Below are 18276 nucleotides of genomic sequence, written 5' to 3'. Positions count from 1 at the left end.
CACTTAAAACTTATTTGGAAGTAATCAGATGTATGCGCGACGGCGCAACTTTTGGCGGGCCACTTCGACAGAGTGCAGCGACACGCATTTACTCCAGGCCGCGCAGAGACAACGCATGCGGACCTATGTTTCGCCGATCGGCTACGACACGCGGCGGGTGACCCGCCCAGTCGTCACGACTGGCCTCAGCGCGGACGATACGGTCGTAATGATCCGTCCAGACGAGGAATCCGATACTGAACGAGCGAACCGAGCAATTGCAGACGTCGAGTCGCTACTGCAGGAGATCGAAGCAGCTGCAGATCACACCATCGAGCGAGTCTCGACAGAGGGTTTCGAAAAGACGGTTCGGGAGTGCTGTGCTATACTGGAGTCAGTCCCGGACGAGTCCGAGACGATCGTTTCCCTTGGCGGTGGTGCGCGGGATATCTTGCTTCCGTTGACGATCGCGTCGCTCGTTTTTTCACACCGTGTCGATCAGGCGCTGTTTTTCAGTGATATCGACCAGGATGTCCGTCCACTGTCGTTACCGGAGCTGACCGCGCGAGTGCCCGAGCGCACGCAGAAAACATTTGAATCGATCGTCATCGGCGACGGGTGGCAGACGCTCACGGGGATTGCCGACGGGACCGGCCAATCAAAAAGCACCGTCATTCGACACGTCAATGCTCTCGAAGAGGCCGAAGTCGTCGAGGCGGACACGAGTGAAAAAGCCAAACAAGTCAGGGTTTCGTTCTCGGGTGAGCTACTATCGAAGGCCTGGTCATTGCAGACCTGAGTCGATATCTTCGTGGACCTTTTTGAAGTCTCTGTACGGCCCCGGTCGACGAACAGGGGCGCGAAATTCACGAGCGGAGCAAGATTTATACTCGCTCTGGACGGATTTCGACCCCCTGTCGCAGCAGGGAGAAAACCCACGACGGGATTGAAACCACACACAAGTAGAGAGCCTGAAACGGCCGAGATCGTCGCAGCAGGGAGAAAACCCACGACGGGATTGAAACGCTCCCGCTCGCGCCGTACGTCAAACTGATTCTCCCGTCGCAGCAGGGAGAAAACCCACGACGGGATTGAAACATCGCGACGCCGCCGAGCGATCCCGCGAGGACGTCCGGTCGCAGCAGGGAGAAAACCCACGACGGGATTGAAACCGATCTGTCGCGAGCACGTCGCCCAGGACCAGCGTCGTCGCAGCAGGGAGAAAACCCACGACGGGATTGAAACATCAGTCCCGGACATGGCGATCAGTCCCTGCCGTCGTGTCGCAGCAGGGAGAAAACCCACGACGGGATTGAAACATCGCCGCCTGCCGACACTGCCGCGAGGTAATGGAGTCGCAGCAGGGAGAAAACCCACGACGGGATTGAAACCTTATCTACGTGGCCGTCGTCGCCGCTGTAATGCGGCGTCGCAGCAGGGAGAAAACCCACGACGGGATTGAAACACGGCGGGCTACGCTCGGCGAGTCGTGCAGAGCGTCGTCGCAGCAGGGAGAAAACCCACGACGGGATTGAAACATGTGATCGAAGAGTTCCTCCGAGAGCTGAATGACGTCGCAGCAGGGAGAAAACCCACGACGGGATTGAAACTAAACCGGTCGATCACACCACCGAAGGCGTCGGGTCGCAGCAGGGAGAAAACCCACGACGGGATTGAAACATCAACTCGCGGACGACGCGATCGCGACTGTCTGCGTGTCGCAGCAGGGAGAAAACCCACGACGGGATTGAAACGAGGCTGGCAGGAGGTGCAGGAGTTCCTGTTGGCGCGTCGCAGCAGGGAGAAAACCCACGACGGGATTGAAACATTGACTACGGCCAGTACGATATCCAGGTCCGCGAGACTGTCGCAGCAGGGAGAAAACCCACGACGGGATTGAAACGCTGGTGCTCGGGCGCCTTGATGTGGAGCGTCGCGTCGCAGCAGGGAGAAAACCCACGACGGGATTGAAACCTGGCGGTCACGGGAACGCTGACGCTAGCTGTCAGGTCGCAGCAGGGAGAAAACCCACGACGGGATTGAAACTCGCGGAGGAACTCCTTGCCAGTAGCCGTCACCCAGGTCGCAGCAGGGAGAAAACCCACGACGGGATTGAAACTCGCGGAGGAACTCCTTGCCAGTAGCCGTCACCCAGGTCGCAGCAGGGAGAAAACCCACGACGGGATTGAAACATCAAGAACAGGGACGCCGTCCGCGCCGGAGACGAGTCGCAGCAGGGAGAAAACCCACGACGGGATTGAAACACCGGGTTCTCGACGTAGTGGCGATCGCCGTCGCCGTGTCGCAGCAGGGAGAAAACCCACGACGGGATTGAAACTTGATAGTCATTGAGATCACCTTAGGAAAGTTTCTGGTCGCAGCAGGGAGAAAACCCACGACGGGATTGAAACAGGGCGAGCGCGACGCCCATCGCGAGGGTCGTCGGTCGCAGCAGGGAGAAAACCCACGACGGGATTGAAACTCTTGCACCTCTGGCTCATCCTGGCCATCATCAACAGTCGCAGCAGGGAGAAAACCCACGACGGGATTGAAACACCATCTCAAGGCCGCGCTGGAACAGCACGATATGGTCGCAGCAGGGAGAAAACCCACGACGGGATTGAAACTAGCATGCACTACGACCACGGGAGCGTCGATGTACCGTCGCAGCAGGGAGAAAACCCACGACGGGATTGAAACTTGACGTCGCCGACGAGTTGGAGGTAGCGCTTGTTGTCGCAGCAGGGAGAAAACCCACGACGGGATTGAAACGCACTGGATAGAACAGTGTAAAACTCAATGCTGTCGTCGCAGCAGGGAGAAAACCCACGACGGGATTGAAACGCATAAAGCCGTCACGCACCGCGTTGAAGTCTATAGTCGCAGCAGGGAGAAAACCCACGACGGGATTGAAACGATCTGGAAGATTCATCGCTTACAGAACGACCATAGCGTCGCAGCAGGGAGAAAACCCACGACGGGATTGAAACGGGGAGATCGTCCCAAACCACCCCGAGGACAAAGAGGGGTCGCAGCAGGGAGAAAACCCACGACGGGATTGAAACGCCGAGAACGTTCAACTCGTCTTTCAGTGCACTCGTCGCAGCAGGGAGAAAACCCAGACCGGGATTGAAACGGCAAGCATACAACGCTATTGAAGGCCGCCCGGTTGTCGCAGCAGGGAGAAAACCCAGACCGGGATTGAAACCACTCCGGCACGCTCTCGGTAGCGGAATCCGCCGGGTCGCAGCAGGGAGAAAACCCAGACCGGGATTGAAACGATGTTTTCGATCCGCGCCCGAGCGCCGTAGATCCGGTCGCAGCAGGGAGAAAACCCAGACCGGGATTGAAACCGCCCTGCTCCTCGAAGTACCCGATGTCACCGTCCTGTCGCAGCAGGGAGAAAACCCAGACCGGGATTGAAACGTCTGATGACGCGGATGCCTGCAATATCCAGACCGGATGTCGCAGCAGGGAGAAAACCCAGACCGGGATTGTCCGATATTCCGTCCCGATTGGATCCGAGCCGAAGGCAATGCCTGCAGTGGGGCCGATCGTGACAGCGACGAATAACAGGAGTGCAGTCGGACTTCCTGCAAGCGCGACCAGCGGGAACCCGAACACGCCCATGAACAGCAGGGCATACCCCGAAGACAGCAACCCACGTGGAACACGCCGTTCGATGAGCCATCGCTCTCGGGCGACGGTGTACACTGCACGGGGGAGTCGGTCGCCAGTGAACCGCTCTAGAACGCCTTCATCAAGCAACGAATGTGAGCCGCGTGTTCCTATCGCACTCGTGGGTTCGCTTTCCCACACGCGACGGGCGAAGACGGTCGTCAGGAGTGCGAGAACCGGAACGGTGACGGCGACGACAGCAATTGCACCCAGCGCACGGACTGGCGATCCGAGTTCAGCATCTATACTGCCGAGGAGTGCTAGATCGACGAACCAAGCGAGTGGTATCGCGTCGAAAACCGCGATGAGCGGGACCAGCGATACCGACAGTTCCTGCAAGAGCATGGCCCCGATGACGAGTTGGATCCAACCGAACACGATCAAGAAATCGCGATAGAATCGTACGCGGACGGCCCGGAGTGCAACAAGACGAACAACGAGTCTACTCGCCGTCCCAACGACGGTGGCTGCTGCTGCCATACTTCCGATAGCGAAAATAACGGTGAACGCGATCAGTACTGACCCGAGTCCAACGGCCGTTCCGATCGCGATGCCCAATGTTGGGAGGGCGAGTGTTGCAAGCAAGCGCACATAGACGAAGCCAAGCAGTCCGAGAGAGGCTGTGCTTGCAGGCACAGTCGTCAACAGCAGATCGGAGTTTACCTGTTCGAATCTGGTATGGGTGTATTTCGAACTGCGCCAGACCAGCCAGACGAACGCACCACTCACGAGCGCGCTCAGCCGGGCATACGGTAGTGACTGAGCTGTGGTAAACCGGTGTCCGATAAAATATGCGAACCAGCCAAGAAGAACTCCAGTGACGCCGATAATAGCAAGCAAGATAGGTCGAGCCGTGAATATTGAGCCGTATGCTCGCCGGTGACGTTTCCACTCGGCTCTGGCGATTAGTATCACTCTGGACAAAGACATGAAGATATTCGTGTCATCAAATATCCCGATAGTTGTTATTCAACCGGCATTATTGGTGTCTTTCATTCGGACCGATAAAGAAGGATAGTCCGAGTTTCTGAATCAGAGACATCGCTGTCTGTAGTCCGCGTGAGGTCGTCGATACTGTCAAAGGCAGTCTAGATGTCCGGTTCGACTTCCTTGACGGTCTCCGTGTCGGCGACCTCGACGAGGCCGGCAAGCCGATCGGCCGTCGCGGCGATTTTCTGGGTGCGATCGTGAGGAGCGAGCTTGTCGGACGACTCGATCACTTCGCTTGTCGAGTACGTCTCGACCAGATTCTGCTGATCGAAGTTAGCATCGTCACTCCAGATGCCCCCATCGCTGGCAATCGCACACGCCAGATAGAGCACGTCGTCGGGATCGGTGTCGCCGATCGCCTCGTCTGCGCGCTCGATGGCCGGGTGGAAGTCTTCCGCCGGGACAACGTCGATATACTGGAACGGGAGATCGATGAACTATGCCACTCGGTCCGGTTCCATCCCGGACTTCTCCGCGATCATCGCCTCGTAGTTCTCGATCTCGTCGGAGACGAACGCGGGCGTCAGAAGTTTGGGCTCAAGCGTCACGATGAGCTCCCGCGTTTTCGCATCGGCGATGAGGGCGGAGATGACAACGTTGGCGTCGATGACCAGCTTCATTCGGTCTTTCCCAACTCGTCGTCAGCTCGCTTGCGTCCCCGCTCGTTGATCTTCCGGGCGATGTCCTGGACCTCGCTGTCAGTGAGTTCGCTCTCGCTGGTCAGTTCCGCCATCAGTTCCAGTGTTTCGATCTTCTCCTGGATGGCCTGTCGCGTGACTTCACTCCAGTTGATTTCCGGGTGGTTGTTCATTCGCTCTTTAAGATTGTCGTCAACGTTGACGGTGATACTGGGTATACAGAAATCTATGGATATACAGATTACTGTGTCTTTCGGTGTATTTCACACCCTTCGAATGCAGCCTCCTCACGCCACAAAGGCCGATCTGTTCGACGATCGAACGAGCGCCCCTCGCGCCCGTGCAGCGAGCGAATTCACGAGCGAGCGAACCGGCACGAAGGGATGTGAATTTCGTGTGCTACTGTCGCTCGTAGGTATGGAAGTCGATCGCCTGTTCCAGTAGCTCGTCCGGGATGCCGGGGACCTCCTCGGCGCGGACGGGTCCCAGGTCGTCGAGTTGCTCGGGTTCGCGAGGGAAGTCACGCAACTGGAAGTGGATATCGATGCCGGCTTTCGCTCCCTGTCCGAGCGCGATCGGGAGCTGGTTGTGCCCCGGTGTGCAGTCGCCCACCGCATAGACACCGTCGACCGACGTCTCGCCGTGGTCGCCGACCTGGATCGTGCCGTCGTCGTTGATCGCACAGCCGAGTTCCCGGGCCAGACCGTTGTTGTACTCCGCACCGTACATCGCGAAGCCGCCCCTGTACTCGCGAGTCTGCCCGTCTTCGAACTCGAGCGCTTTCAGCCAGCCGTCTTCGCCGTTCTGGACGCCAGTGATGTCCGCGTGGATCACATCGATGGGATGGTTCTCCAGGACGGCGGCGCTCTCGTCGCTCCACTCGGGCTCTTTGCCGCGGATCAACAGGTCCACCTCGTCGGTGAAGTTCAGCATAATCGCGGCGACGTGAACGGCACTCTCGCCGTGACCCATCACGTACACAGGTTCGTCGACGAACATGTGTGCGTCACAGTGCAGGCAGTAGTGCAATCCCCGGCCGGTCCGTGGCAACGGCGGATCCGGACGGACGTCGTTGAACCCCGTCGCGAGCACGACCATCTCGGCGACGTAGTCGGCGCTGTTGCCCGACAGTTGGAAGTGCTTCTCGTCCTCCGGGCGGGAGCAGGAGGTGATCATGTCGCGGTAGCTGTCACAGCCGTACGCGTCGAGCTGCTCCTGGCCGATCTGGAGCAATTCCATCCCGCTGGTTTCTTCGCGGATGCCAAGCAGGTTATGCACTTCCTGCATCATCGCCGCACGGCCGCCGCCGCGGGAGACGATCGCCGTCCGGTGGCCGAGTCGTGTGCTGTATAGCGCCGCCGTCATGCCCGCAGGACCGCCCCCGACCACGACGACTTCGTACTCGTGGAGATCTGTTCCGTCGCTTATACCAGTAACGATACCATCCCCCAGTAAATAGATACAGTCACCCGAGAGTAACGTACCGTCGGAACGCTTACGTTCTCGTGACCTCGTTTCGCTCAGTTCAGCAAGACGTTATGGGTGTCGTGCCGTCGATGTCGGTATCGTGATTCGGGCGACCGAAGACACTGGTGAGACACACGGTCAAGGCTCCCGAAGCGACACGGACCCTCTGATGGACGAACCGAACTGTCCGGTGCTGGCGGCGGCGGCCGAACGCTACGACACGACTGGCCAGCCCGTGACCGCGGCGTCGATCGCGTCCGCTCTCCAGCAGAGAGAGTCAGCCGTCGGGACTCGGCTGTCACGCCTGGTCGACTGCGAACTGCTCGCGCCGGCCGACGGCGGGTACCGACCGACCGTCACCGGCCGGGAGTTCCTCGACTTCGAGGCGGAGTGTGGCCCGTTCATCGTGGACATCGACGGCGATCCGCGATCGTGAATCCCGACGGCGCTGTGCGAACCGGCATCCGTTGACTACTGCGCAAACTCTTTACGGATTGGTGACATTCGAGTCGGTACGATGAGCCAGGAGTCATCCGGGGGTGAGGTACCGTTTCGCTCTCAGGCACCCGAAGACGGGCGGCTCGCCGATCGTCCCTATGCCATCTATCGGTGCACGGACTGTCAGAACGTGGTCCTCTCGATGCAGGACTGCGACGGCGGGATGACCTGCCACGGCGAGCCGATGGAGCGGGTCGAGGAAACCGCGATGGACGTCGAGCCACCGGACATTCGAGAAGTCCTGCTCGACGCCTTCGGCCTCCCGAAGGCCGGTCTCGACATCTGTCTGTGTGTCATCGGCGAGGGACCGCTCTCTCCGGCGGAAGTCGCCGCCGAACTGGACTACGACGAGAGCACTGTGCGGACGTATCTCAACGAACTCGTCGATCTCGGTCTGCTCGAGAAGTCCCAGCTCAACCGCGAGGGTGGCGGCTTCGTCTCAGTGTACCACTCCGTCGATCTAGATGAAATGCGCCGGGAGACGCTGACGGGCTTTTACGTCTGGGCCGGCGAGGCCGCATCGCTGATCGAGGAAGCCAATCTCACGAAAGCCGAATACCTCGATGCGGACCACGACGAGCGTCTCGACACCGTGTTCTGGGAACGGTTCACAGACGGACGAGACAAATAACGGATTTAACTCTTGCGCTGACCCGTGCCTGCTGTCCCCGTCCGACGTATCTTGAGTATGCCAGCCATCCCAGTAGACTATACAGCATGAGTTCAGACGCGTATACACCGACGGCGGCCGCTGACGAGACGGGTGTGACCCCGCCCCGGTTCGTCGATCCAGGCGAGGCGTTCGATTCCATCCAGGCGATCACCGGCCGGAAATGGAACCTCCGGATCGTGTACCACCTGCTCGAGTCCGGGCCACTGGGGTTCAGCGACCTCAAGGATGCGCTCGACGGCGTCTCGTCGAAGATGCTCTCCGAGAGCCTCTCGTTGCTGGAAGAGCACCGACTCGTCTGCCGGGAGCTCGTCAGCGACCAGCCGGTCCGGGTCGAGTACTCACTTACCGAGTGCGGGGCGGCCCTGCGTCCGGCCGTCAATGCACTCCTCTGGTGGGACGCGGAATTCGATCACAAAGTGGACGGCTAACACTGTCGGCCGTGCATCGTTCAAATCCGCTCGGATACCGCATTTACTGCTCACAGTTTTGTTCGCAGCAAAATGATGGGCCAACGCGGATTTGAACCGCGGACCTCCCGGTTATCAGCCGAGCGCTCAACCTGACTGAGCTATTGGCCCAGGCGAGCGCATTTCCGTGTACTGGGTAGGTAGTTTTAAACGTTGCCTTTCGATCCAGTCTCGGGGACGGCTCCCGTGTCAGCGGTTGTCGTCTGTGCTGTCCCCGCCGATGTCGTAATCGTCGTCGCCGACGTCGTACGTGTCGCTGTCTCCGCCCCGACCACCGAAGTCAATCCGCTCGCCGTCGCCGGGGAACCCGACAGTGTAGACCTCTCCGGTTGCGAACCCGCCGGTCTTGCTGTCGACGTAGGGCGTGATGACCCACTTTTTCAGCGCCAGACGGATCGGATAGCGGGTCAACGGCACGACCAGCAGCAGGCCGACCAGGTCCGTCACCAGCCCGGGCGTCAGCAGGAACGCGCCCGCGGCGATCAACAGCCCGCCGTCGATCAACTCGTCGGTCGGTGGCTCGCCCTGCGCGAGCTTGCGCTGGATCTTCGAAATGGTGTGTCGCCCCTCGGCGCGAGCCAGCAACATTCCGACGAGCGCGGTCAACACGACCAGCAGGACCGTCTCGAGCCCGCCGATGACGCCCGCGACCGCGAGCAGTAGCATGATGTCCAGAAGCGGGATGAGCAGCAGGACCGCGATCAGCCGAAGCATCGTCTCTCTCTACCGGCCCCCGATGTATCAACCTTTTCGAGTCCCGAAGCGAGTGCAAGCGTTCTTTTCCCCGCGTCACGCAGAGCGTGGCATGGACGAACAGCCGAAAGTCGAGTGGCGCGAGTGGGGGCCCGAGGCGTTCGCGGCGGCGGAGCAGTCGGGCTCGCCGGTCCTACTGTCGCTCGTCGCGCCGTGGTCGCCCGAGTGTGCGGCGATGGACGCCACCACCTATGCCGAGCCGCGGATCGCCGCCCACGTCAACGACGGGTTCGTCCCCGTCCGGGTCGACGCCGACCGCCGGCCGCGCGTCCGCGACCGGTACGCGATGGGCGGGTTCCCCTCGACGGTCTTTCTGACACCCTCCGGACAGGTACTCACCGGCGCGACGTATCTGGGCATCGACGGCTTCCGCGACATCCTCGATCGCGTTCGCGAGACCTGGGACGCCAACGGCGAGTCCGGTGGCTCGGTCCCGCGCCAGCTCCGGGAGACCGACCCGCCTGGCGGATCGCTGTCGCCACGGATCGAAGAGCGGATGGTCGAACAGCTGCTGGCGGCCTACGACGAGGAGTTCGGCGGCTGGGGGACGGACGTGAAGTTCCCGCTCCCCCGGACGATCGAGTTCGCGCTGGTGCGCGCTCGCGAGCAGGCCACGCGCACGCTCGAGGCCGTCCGGACGCACCTGTTGGACACCTACGACGGGGGGTTCTACCGCCACGCGACCGAGCGCGACTGGTCGGATCCTCGTCGGGCAAAACTGCTCGATGACAACGCGGCGCTGATCCGGGCGTTCGCTCACGGCTATCGCTACACCGGCGAGGAGGCATATCGGGAGGCCGCCGAGCGGGGGATCGAGTACCTGACAACGACGCTGTGGACCGACGACGCACCGGGCGCAAGCGGTGCGTTCGCGGCCAGTCAGGCCGGCGAGGCGCGCTACTATCGACTGGACGCGACTGACCGAGAGGACGCCGATCCGCCGCCGGTCGATGGGACCGCCTTCGCGGACCGCAACGCGCTGGCGGTCGACGCGCTGTGTACCTATTATGCGTACACCGACGACGGCCGCTCGCGACGGTTCGCCGAGCGCGCGCTCGAGGCGGTGGTCGAACTGATCGACGAGGACGGCGCAGTCGAACACTTTTCGGGCGCGGAGAGTCCTCGCGGGCTGCTCATCGATCAGGCTCGCGTCCTCGCCGGGTTGACGACTGTCTGGCAGGTGCTGGGCGACCCCGGGCCGGCCCGGGCAGTCGCCGACTGGACGCTCGAGCACCTCGCGGCGGACGGTCCACTTCGTGACGGTCCGTCCGGCGGGACGGGACTGCTGGATCGACCGCTGTATCCGTTCGATTATGCCGTCGAGTTCGCCAGTGCCGCGCTCGACCTGGCTGCCCTCGCCGAAGAGCCGGCTTACCGGGAGCACGCCCGCAAGACAGTCGCGACCTACGCCAATGCCGCCGATCGGATGGGCGTCGAGGCGGCCGAGTACGCCACGGCCGTCGCCCGCGTGCTGGAGCCGCGGACGATCCGGGTCGGTCCGCCGGCAGGGAGCGATCTCCATCGGGCCGCGTTGCGGCTCGCCGACCACGAGGCCGTCGTCGTTCCCGGCGTCGGTGGCGCGTCGGCGACCGTGATCGACGGCGAGACACCGGTCGGGACTGCCGAAACGCCGGCAGGACTGGAGTCGGTACTGACCGGGGGGTGACGCAGTCACTCGAAGGCGTCGAGGCTGGCCTGGGCTGCGGCCGCGAGCGCGTCCTTGCTGGTCTGCCAGGACTCGCGCGCACACGCAGGGAGTTCGCCGTAGGTCTCGACGTAGTCGTCCAGAAACGTACGGGTGGCCGGGTCGGACGGATAGCCACTCCCGATGTCGCCGTATTTGGCGCTTAGCGCCCGCACGTGGGCGTCACGGGCGACTTTTGCGATCACGCTGGCCGCGCCGACGATCCGGTAGGTGGCGTCGGCCTCGTGTTCGGCTCGCAGATCGACGTCGGCGTCGAGTCGGTCGCGCAGGCGCTGGCCGAATCGCACGGCGTTGGTGTCGCCGGCGTCGACGAACCCCGAGACCTCCGTGCCCGTATCCCGTCCCGCAAGCAGTTTCGACAGCGCTCTCGCGTGGGCCTCGACGGTCAGGGTGTTCATGTCGGTCTCCTCGTCGTCGATCTCCTCGACTGTGATCTCGGCGACGGCGACTCGGTCAGCAGCCGTTCGAATCTCGTCGGCCATCTCGACCCGCCGTGCCGGGGCGACGGTCTTGGAGTCACCGACGTCTCCGGGGAGCGCATCGGGGTCAGCCAGCACTGCCGCGGCGAACATCGAACCCAGGACCGGCCCCTTGCCGGCTTCGTCGACGCCGAAACGCATGGCTATGGGATCCGACTCGACGGAAAAAGCCGTTGCGGTCGGCCACGAATTGTCTGACACGCGTCTTCCAGGGCGACAGTCGACGCGCGTTCGGTGCGTGCCTGTCGCCGTTCACCGGTCGAACATTCGCTGAATCTCGTTGACCTTGGCGGCCTGTTGCTCGTTGGCGGCGGCGATCTGCTCGATCTCGTCGGCGACGCGTTCGGCGGACTCGGCGGTCTCGTCGACCATACTGGCGACTTCCTCGGTCGAGGCGGCCTGGTCGTCGGTGGCCTCGGCGACCTCTTCGGCACCCTGAGCGGCTTCGCTGACAGCCTGGTCGATCTTCTTGAGGATCTCGACGGCCTCGTCGACCTGTTCGATCCCGGCCTCGACCTGCTCGTTTGCGTCCTGAATGGATTCGACGGTGCTCTCGGTGTCGTGTTTGATGTCCGCGACCATCGATTCGATCTCCGCGGCGTTCTGCTGGGACTCCTCGGCCAGCGATTTCACCTCGTCGGCGACGACGGCGAATCCTTCACCCGCCTCACCCGCACGAGCGGCCTCGATCGAGGCGTTCAACGCCAGCATGTTCGTCTGGTCGGCGATGTCGTTGATTACCTCGACGATCTCGTCGATCTCGTCGATGCGGTCGCGCAGCTGCGTGACGTCCTCGCTGACGTCCTCGTTGGCGTCGTCGACGGCCTCCATCGCCTCGATCGCCTCGTCGGCGACGTCCCGGCCGTCGTCGGCCAGCTGGCGGGCCTGCTGGCTGATCGACTTCACCTCGTTGGCGCTTGAGGCGACCTCCTCGACGGTCGCGCTGAGATTCGACACCTCGCTCGCGACCTCGCGCATGTTGTCCGACTGCTCCTGGGCGAGATCGCTGATCTGCTGGGAACTCTGTGAGACGTTCTCGGACGCGCGCAGCAGTTCGTCGATCGCGCCTCCCAGGTCGGACGCGTCGGTGCTGGCCATCTCGAACTCCTCGTCGAGACCGCCCGTATCTGAGACCATATATCTCCATCCGCGTGTCCCGCCGGATTAAACGTGACTCCGCAGTTATCAGGGCTGATAGGACTCGTCGGAAGATGTCAGGCCATCGCGATGCCCTGTTCGGCCTCGAGCAGCTCGTGATATCGGTTGCGGATCGTGACTTCGGAGATGTCTGCGACCTCCGAGACGGCGGCCTGGGTGGTCTTCTCGTTGGTCAGAAGCGAGGCGGCGTAGACCGCGGCGGCGGCCAGTCCGACGGGGGATTTCCCGGAGTGGACGCCCTGCTCTTTGGCGTTGATCAGCAGTTCGCGGGCGCGATGTTCGGCCTCTTCGGAGAGATCAAGGTCCGAGGCGAAGCGGGGCACGTAACTCTCGGGGTCAGCGGGCTTGACCTCCAGCCCGAGCTCGCGGACGACGTACCGGTACGTGCGCGCGATCTCGTCCTTTCCGACGCGGGAGACGTCGGTAATCTCGTCGAGCGACCGGGGCACGCCGGCCTGTCGAGCGGCGGCGTAGACCGCGGAGGTCGAGACGCCCTCGATCGAACGGCCGGGCAACAGGTCCTCGTCGAGCGCGCGTCGGTAGATGACGCTGGCGGTCTCGCGGACGTTCTCGGGCAGGCCCAGCGCCGAGGCCATGCGGTCGATCTCGCCCAGCGCTTGCTTGAGATTGCGCTCCTTGGAGTCGCGGGTCCGGAAGCGCTCGTTCCATTTGCGCAGGCGCTGCATCTTCTCGCGCTGGTTCGAGGACAGCGAGTTACCGTAGGCGTCCTTGTCGCGCCAGTCGATGTTCGTCGACAGTCCCTTGTCGTGCATCATGTTCGTCGTCGGCGCGCCGACGCGGGACTTCTCGTCTTTCTCCTTGGAATCGAACGCGCGCCACTCCGGCCCGCGGTCGATCTCGTCGGCGTCGACGACCAGTCCGCAGCCGTCACAGACGGTCTCGCCGCGCGCGTCGTCGGCCACGAGGTTCCCGCCACACTCCGGGCAGGTCAGGTCGCTCTGTTCGTCGGTCTCCGATTCTACTGTCGATCGTGCTCGCGTTCGTGTTGACTCACTCATGGTTCGAGGGCGGGTGCTGTCCGGGCAGGAACATACCTGGTAAAACCCGGAATGTAGTCGCTGACCGATCGGTTAGTTCCAACCCTATATATTAGTTTCGGTATCTACACCTGTAGTACCGATTTCGGCCCGTATCACGGCGCACGATACGTGTTCACACATATCTTAAAACACGGCTAGCGCCCCCGAAAAGTCTTTTTTGCGGGCCGGGAAAGACCCGGGTATGGTTCACCCGCTCGTCAGCGTCTTCGGTTTCGAGGTCGATCCGGTGCTCGTTGCGATCGTCGCCGTCCTGCTGGGGTTCGTGTTTTTCGTGTACCTGTTCCTCCGGCGAACCGTCACCGGGTTCCAGGAAGGGGTCGAACAGGCCCGTCGCGAGCGCTAGAGCGACGCCGCCGCTTCGATCGCTGTCTCGACGTCCGCGTCGTCGATGTCCCAGTGTGTGCACAGCCTGATCGTGTGCGCGCCGAACGCCGAGCCCGCGACGCCGCGCTCGCGAAGCCGTTCGAGTGTCGTCTCCGCGGGGTCGTCGGTCTCGACGAGGACGATGTTCGTTTCGGGCTCTAACGGCGACAGGCCGGGAGCGTCTTCGAGTCCGGCCGCCAGCTTGCGTGCCCGACGATGGTCCTCGTGCAGTCGGTCACGGTTCTCCAGCGCGAGCAGTCCCGGCGCGGCAACGATGCCCGCCTGGCGCATGCCGCCGCCCATGAGTTTGCGGATCCGGCGGGCACGCTCGAGGAACTCGCTGGATCCGGCGAGCATTGACCCGACGGGCGCGCCCAGCCCCTTCGAGAGACACGTCATCACCGAATCGGCCTCGCGGGCGATTCGGGCGGCAGGAACGTCGAGCGCGGCCGCGGCGTTGAACAGCCGTGCGCCGTCGAGATGGACCGAGACGCCGTGTTCGTGGGCCGCCCGGGCCGCCTCGTCGATCCGCTCGGGTGCGATCGCCGTCCCGCCCCGTGCGTTGTGTGTGTTCTCGAGGACGAGCAGCCCCGTCCCTGGTCGGTGGTCGTCGCCTTCGACGTAACCGTCGTGGACCTGTTCGGGCCTGACGACGCCGCGATCGCCCCCGTCGATCGTCCGGGCCTGGACCTGGCTGTGCTGGGCGATCCCGCCGAGTTCCCACTTGTAGGTGTGACACTCCTCTTCGAGCAGAACCTCCTGACCGCGCTCGGTGTGGGCCCTGACGGCGATCTGGTTGCCCATCGTGCCCGAGGGGACGTACATCGCGGCTTCCTTCCCGAGAATCTCGGCCGTTCGCGCTTCGAGTTCGTTGACCGTCGGGTCCTCGCCGTAGACGTCGTCGCCGACCTCGGCCCCGGCGGCGGCCTCGCGCATCTCGTCGCTGGGTCTGGTGACGGTGTCGCTTCGCAGATCGATCATACCCGGCTTTCGACGGGACCCCTCAAAAGGGTGTTCGCACGGTCGCTCCCGCGGGCGTTTGTCGGTTGATCCGTTTCGGCCCGTCTTCGGATGCCTTCGCCCGGCAGGCTGGCTACGCCAGTTTTTCGATGTTCGCGACGATCGCCTCTGCGTACTCGTCGGTGCCGAGTTTCTCGGCGTCCTCGAGCTGTCGTTCGAGGTCGTAGGTGACCTCACCCGAGGAGATGGTCTCCTCGACGGCGTCCCGGACGAGGTCCGCGGCGTCGTCCCAGCCCATGTAATCGAACATGAGCCGGCCGGAGAGGATCATCGCAGTCGGGTTGGCCATGTTCTGGCCGGCGCGTTTCGGGGCCGAGCCGTGGACCGGTTCGGCCAGCACGCGCGCGTCGCCGAAGTTCGCGCCGGGCGCGATGCCGAGCCCGCCGATCTGGGCCCCGGCGGCATCGGAGAGGTAGTCGCCGTTGAGGTTCGGCATCGCCAGCACGTCGAACTCGTCGGTGCGCAGCTGCATCCACTGCAACATCGCGTCGGCGAGCCGTTCTTCGACCATCACCGCGTCTTCGGGGATGTTGACCTCATCCTGGGTCTCCCACAGGGAGTCGGGCGCGGCGAAGACCTCCTCGTCGGGGTACTCCTCGTCGGCGACTTCCATGCCCCACTCGCCGAACTGCCCCTCGGTGAACTTCATGATGTTGCCCTTGTGGACGAGCGTGACCTTGTCGCGGTCGTGCTCCAGCGCGTAGTCGATGGCCTTCCGGACGAGGCGCTTGGACCCCTTCTCGGTGATCGGCTTGATCCCAATGCCGATCGGGCCCTCGTGCATCACGTCGTCGAATCCCATCTCGTCTTCGACGAACTCCCGGACTCGCTCGACCTCGTCGGTGCCGGCCTCCCACTCGATGCCGGCGTAGACGTCCTCGGTGTTTTCCCGGAAGGTGACCATGTCCATCTCCTCGGGCGCTTTCATCGGTGAGGGGACGCCGTCGAGGTAGTAGGTCGGTCGGACGTTGGCGTAGAAATCGAGCGTCTGTCGCAGCGCGACGTTCAGCGACCGGAAGCCCGCGCCGACCGGCGTCGTCAGCGGACCCTTGATGGCGACCCGGAACTCGTCGATGGCGTTGACCGTATCGTCGGGCAGGTTCTCGTCGTAGCGCTCGCGTCCGGACTCGCCGGCGTAGACGCGCATCCACGCGATGTCGTGACCGGTGGCCTGGGCCGCGGCCGTGAGCACCTTCTGTGCGGCCGGTCCCACGTCTTTCCCGATGCCGTCCCCGTGGATGATGGGAACAATCGGCGTCTCCGGAATCGAGAGTTCGTCCGCGTCCTCGTCGACGACTTCGATCGGCTCTCCGTCGGTCGGTACCTCGACGTTCTCGTAGTCGTAGTTCATTATCGTTCGCACAGACGCCGAGAGTTCCTAAAAGGCCTATCATTCCGGCGAGTGCTGGCGGCCGGTCCTCGCTTCGCACGGAGACGACCGGAGAAACGATGGTGGCCGGGACCTACCGGCCGAGCCGCTCTCGACTGATCGCCACGCCGGAAGGTGTGATGATCAACTGGTCGTCGTCCTTCTGAACGATGTCGCCGCCGACCTCGCCCGCGACCTGCTTGAGTTCGTCCGTGATGTGTTCCATCGTCTGGTCCTGCGTGGTGTGGCGCGTGATGTCGGCGATGACGATATCGCCGTCGTAGACGGCGTCTTTGATGTCGATGACGTCTTGCTGATCGCTGATCCGGGCGATCCGAACCGTTGTATCAGCCTCGGTCGCGTCCGTCTCGAAGTCCTCGGCGCTGAGTTCGACGTAGTCGCCGGTCTGCCTGGACGAGCCGGTCTCCCCCAGGATTTTGCTCATGAGTCCCATATGCCACCCAGCGGCGTCTGTCACAATAGGCTTTACGTCCACGGCGACGCGCTCCCGGCCCGGGAACGAAACAGAGCCACGGCACGAGCTACTCGCCGGGTCCGAGACAGTAAACGTGCCCGTTCTCGACGAGTTCGGTCTCGCGGTCGTCGTTCCAGTAGTCTCGGAGGTCCGCCCGTTCGGCGTAGTAGATCCGCCCGTCGTGCGGGACGGGTTCGCTGGTGACGTGCCCGCGGTTCGGGACACGCCAGCGAATCGCGCCCGTTTCCGGATCGAGCGCGTACAGGTTCGTGTCGTAGGACCCGACGAGAATCGCCCCGGGCGTGACGGTCAGCGATCCGAGCACCGTCCCGCCGACGCCGGTCGACCAGCGTCGCTCGCCCGTCGCCGCGTCGAGCGCGTAGACGCGCCCGTCACCGCTGCCGACGTAGACGACCCCGCGCTCGGGATCGACGCCGGGGTTCGACATCACGATCCCGTCGGTCTCGAACGACCACCGCTCGGTCCCGTCGAGGAGATCCAGACAGTAGATCGAATCGTCCCAGGAGCCGACGTAGGTCTTGCCCTCGTAGACCGGCGGTGTCCCCTTGACCTCGCCGCCCGTCTCGAACGACCATTCGAACGACAGCGACGGGAACGCCCAGGCGTAGACGATCCCGTCGTTAGAGCCCGCCACGAGCCGCTCCGTCGCCGGATCGATTGCCGGCGAGGGATGTGGCATCCCGCCAATGTCCCGGTCGTCGGTCCACAGCGGCTCGCCGGTCTCGGCGTCGACGGCCCACAGCCGCCCGGAGGCGGGGTGTTTGTGCTCGGTCTGGAAGTACAGGACGCCGTCCCAGTAGGCCGGGCTGGAGCCGATCGCGATGGAGAGATCGAGCGCCGACCGGGAGAGCCGCCAGACACGATCCCCGGTCTCGACGTCGACGGCGTACATCGAGCCGTCGTAGCCGCCGACGATAGCCGTCCCCTCGACGATCGTCGGCGTCCCGTGGATCCCGAGATACGTCGCCCCGGTCTGTGCCGTCCAGCGTCGCTCGCCGTCGAGGTCGAAGCCGTACATCCGGCCGGTATCGCTCGCGACCACGATGCCTTCGCCGTCCGGCGTGGGTCGGGGACTGGACTTGGCGGCGGTGTGGCCGACGGCGTTGATCGGATGAGACCACTCGACTGTGGGGTCGTCCGGAACCGCCGCGTCGGGGTAGTAGCCGAGCCGTCGGACTCCGCGACGGAACATCGTGACGTCGCCCCCGGAATAGGTCTCGTCGTAGGACCGTTCCGGCGGATCGAAGGTCGCCTGCGTGCGGTCGTAGGCCGGCGGCGACGCCGAGAGCGTGGCACAGCCGGCGAGTCCGACCGTTGCGGCTGCCCCGAGTCCCGAGAGATAGGCCCGTCGCTCCAGTCGGGTCGATCCTCGCTCGACGGGGTCGTCCATCTGTGTCGACCGTACGGCCCGGTCCGGTATATGTCATCTGGATCGGTTCCGGGACAGAGCGCAGTCGTTCCGTTTCGAGAGGTTTAGGCGTC

16 protein-coding genes, 1 tRNA gene, 1 pseudogene and 1 CRISPR repeat array are annotated in these 18276 nt (G+C 63.3%); of the genes and pseudogenes, 6 read left to right on the top strand and 12 right to left on the bottom strand.

Annotated features, from left to right (window positions below):
• Positions 1-28 precede the first annotated feature (28 nt).
• Positions 29-778, top strand: coding sequence for a CRISPR-associated CARF protein Csa3 (csa3, locus tag HSR122_RS09830; protein WP_229109530.1), 750 nt, complete (start codon positions 29-31; stop codon positions 776-778).
• Between the two features lie 117 nt (positions 779-895).
• Positions 896-3480: a CRISPR direct-repeat array (repeat unit 37 nt; unit sequence GTCGCAGCAGGGAGAAAACCCACGACGGGATTGAAAC).
• Between the two features lie 1379 nt (positions 3481-4859).
• Here csa3 and HSR122_RS09825 read toward each other — a convergent pair.
• The 3 genes and pseudogenes from HSR122_RS09825 to HSR122_RS09815 form a co-directional block, all read right to left on the bottom strand.
• Positions 4860-5267: pseudogene (locus HSR122_RS09825) on the bottom strand (PIN domain-containing protein); the annotation flags it as partial.
• On the bottom strand, positions 5264-5503 hold the full coding sequence (locus HSR122_RS09820; RefSeq protein ID WP_394355564.1) for a hypothetical protein: 240 nt from the start codon (positions 5501-5503) through the stop codon (positions 5264-5266). The pseudogene HSR122_RS09825 and the gene HSR122_RS09820, both read right to left, overlap by 4 nt.
• 181 nt (positions 5504-5684) lie before the next feature.
• Positions 5685-6713 carry an NAD(P)/FAD-dependent oxidoreductase gene (locus HSR122_RS09815; RefSeq protein WP_229112201.1) on the bottom strand — a complete coding sequence of 343 codons (1029 nt, stop codon included), beginning with the start codon at positions 6711-6713 and terminating at the stop codon, positions 5685-5687.
• A gap of 208 nt (positions 6714-6921) precedes the next feature.
• Here HSR122_RS09815 and HSR122_RS09810 point away from each other — a divergent pair, with 208 nt between their 5' ends.
• The 3 genes from HSR122_RS09810 to HSR122_RS09800 all read left to right on the top strand — a co-directional run bounded on the left by HSR122_RS09810 (position 6922) and on the right by HSR122_RS09800 (position 8351).
• Positions 6922-7188, top strand: a complete 267-nt coding sequence (locus tag HSR122_RS09810; protein WP_229109528.1) for a hypothetical protein — start codon at positions 6922-6924, stop codon at positions 7186-7188.
• An 81-nt stretch (positions 7189-7269) separates the two neighbouring features.
• Entirely contained in the window at positions 7270-7881 is a 612-nt protein-coding gene (locus tag HSR122_RS09805; protein ID WP_229109527.1) for a helix-turn-helix domain-containing protein, read from the top strand.
• An 86-nt stretch (positions 7882-7967) separates the two neighbouring features.
• Positions 7968-8351, top strand: coding sequence for a winged helix-turn-helix transcriptional regulator (locus HSR122_RS09800; protein ID WP_229109526.1), 384 nt, complete (start codon positions 7968-7970; stop codon positions 8349-8351).
• A 76-nt stretch (positions 8352-8427) separates the two neighbouring features.
• On the opposite strand, the gene HSR122_RS09795 is transcribed toward HSR122_RS09800, so the two are convergent.
• A tRNA-Ile gene (locus HSR122_RS09795) sits at positions 8428-8501 on the bottom strand.
• A gap of 78 nt (positions 8502-8579) precedes the next feature.
• Positions 8580-9104 carry an FxsA family protein gene (locus HSR122_RS09790; RefSeq protein WP_229109525.1) on the bottom strand — a complete coding sequence of 175 codons (525 nt, stop codon included), beginning with the start codon at positions 9102-9104 and terminating at the stop codon, positions 8580-8582.
• Between the two features lie 91 nt (positions 9105-9195).
• On the opposite strand from HSR122_RS09790, the gene HSR122_RS09785 reads away from it, so the two are divergent.
• Positions 9196-10809, top strand: a complete 1614-nt coding sequence (locus HSR122_RS09785) for a DUF255 domain-containing protein (RefSeq protein WP_229109524.1) — start codon at positions 9196-9198, stop codon at positions 10807-10809.
• 5 nt (positions 10810-10814) lie between these two features.
• Here HSR122_RS09785 and rnhB read toward each other — a convergent pair whose 3' ends face one another.
• From rnhB to HSR122_RS09770, 3 genes are all read right to left on the bottom strand, one after another.
• A complete protein-coding gene (rnhB, locus tag HSR122_RS09780) occupies positions 10815-11468 on the bottom strand; it encodes a ribonuclease HII (RefSeq protein WP_229109523.1) in 654 nt (217 codons plus the stop codon).
• 111 nt (positions 11469-11579) lie between these two features.
• On the bottom strand, positions 11580-12425 hold the full coding sequence (locus HSR122_RS09775; RefSeq protein ID WP_394355563.1) for a methyl-accepting chemotaxis protein: 846 nt from the start codon (positions 12423-12425) through the stop codon (positions 11580-11582).
• A gap of 116 nt (positions 12426-12541) precedes the next feature.
• A complete protein-coding gene (locus tag HSR122_RS09770) occupies positions 12542-13504 on the bottom strand; it encodes a transcription initiation factor IIB (RefSeq protein WP_229109521.1) in 963 nt (320 codons plus the stop codon).
• Positions 13505-13727: 223 nt separating this feature from the next.
• On the opposite strand from HSR122_RS09770, the gene HSR122_RS09765 reads away from it, so the two are divergent.
• Positions 13728-13889, top strand: coding sequence for a DUF7859 family protein (locus tag HSR122_RS09765; protein WP_229109520.1), 162 nt, complete (start codon positions 13728-13730; stop codon positions 13887-13889).
• Here HSR122_RS09765 and HSR122_RS09760 read toward each other — a convergent pair.
• The 4 genes from HSR122_RS09760 to HSR122_RS09745 all read right to left on the bottom strand — a co-directional run bounded on the left by HSR122_RS09760 (position 13886) and on the right by HSR122_RS09745 (position 18184).
• Positions 13886-14890, bottom strand: coding sequence for a threonine aldolase family protein (locus HSR122_RS09760; protein WP_229109519.1), 1005 nt, complete (start codon positions 14888-14890; stop codon positions 13886-13888). The two genes, HSR122_RS09765 and HSR122_RS09760, sit on opposite strands and share 4 nt — an antisense overlap.
• Positions 14891-15002: 112 nt before the next feature.
• Positions 15003-16280, bottom strand: coding sequence for an NADP-dependent isocitrate dehydrogenase (icd, locus tag HSR122_RS09755; protein WP_229109518.1), 1278 nt, complete (start codon positions 16278-16280; stop codon positions 15003-15005).
• A gap of 112 nt (positions 16281-16392) precedes the next feature.
• Positions 16393-16752: a cell division protein SepF gene (locus HSR122_RS09750; protein ID WP_229109517.1), complete on the bottom strand. Its 360-nt coding sequence runs from the start codon at positions 16750-16752 to the stop codon at positions 16393-16395.
• A gap of 88 nt (positions 16753-16840) precedes the next feature.
• Complete coding sequence (locus HSR122_RS09745; RefSeq protein WP_229109516.1) at positions 16841-18184, bottom strand: outer membrane protein assembly factor BamB family protein; 1344 nt, start codon at positions 18182-18184, stop codon at positions 16841-16843.
• Between the last annotated feature and the right edge of the window lie 92 nt (positions 18185-18276).

This window comes from Halapricum desulfuricans (assembly GCF_017094525.1).
Classification (GTDB): Archaea; Halobacteriota; Halobacteria; order Halobacteriales; family Haloarculaceae; genus Halapricum; species Halapricum desulfuricans.
This window is presented reverse-complemented; position numbering and strand designations above follow the sequence as displayed.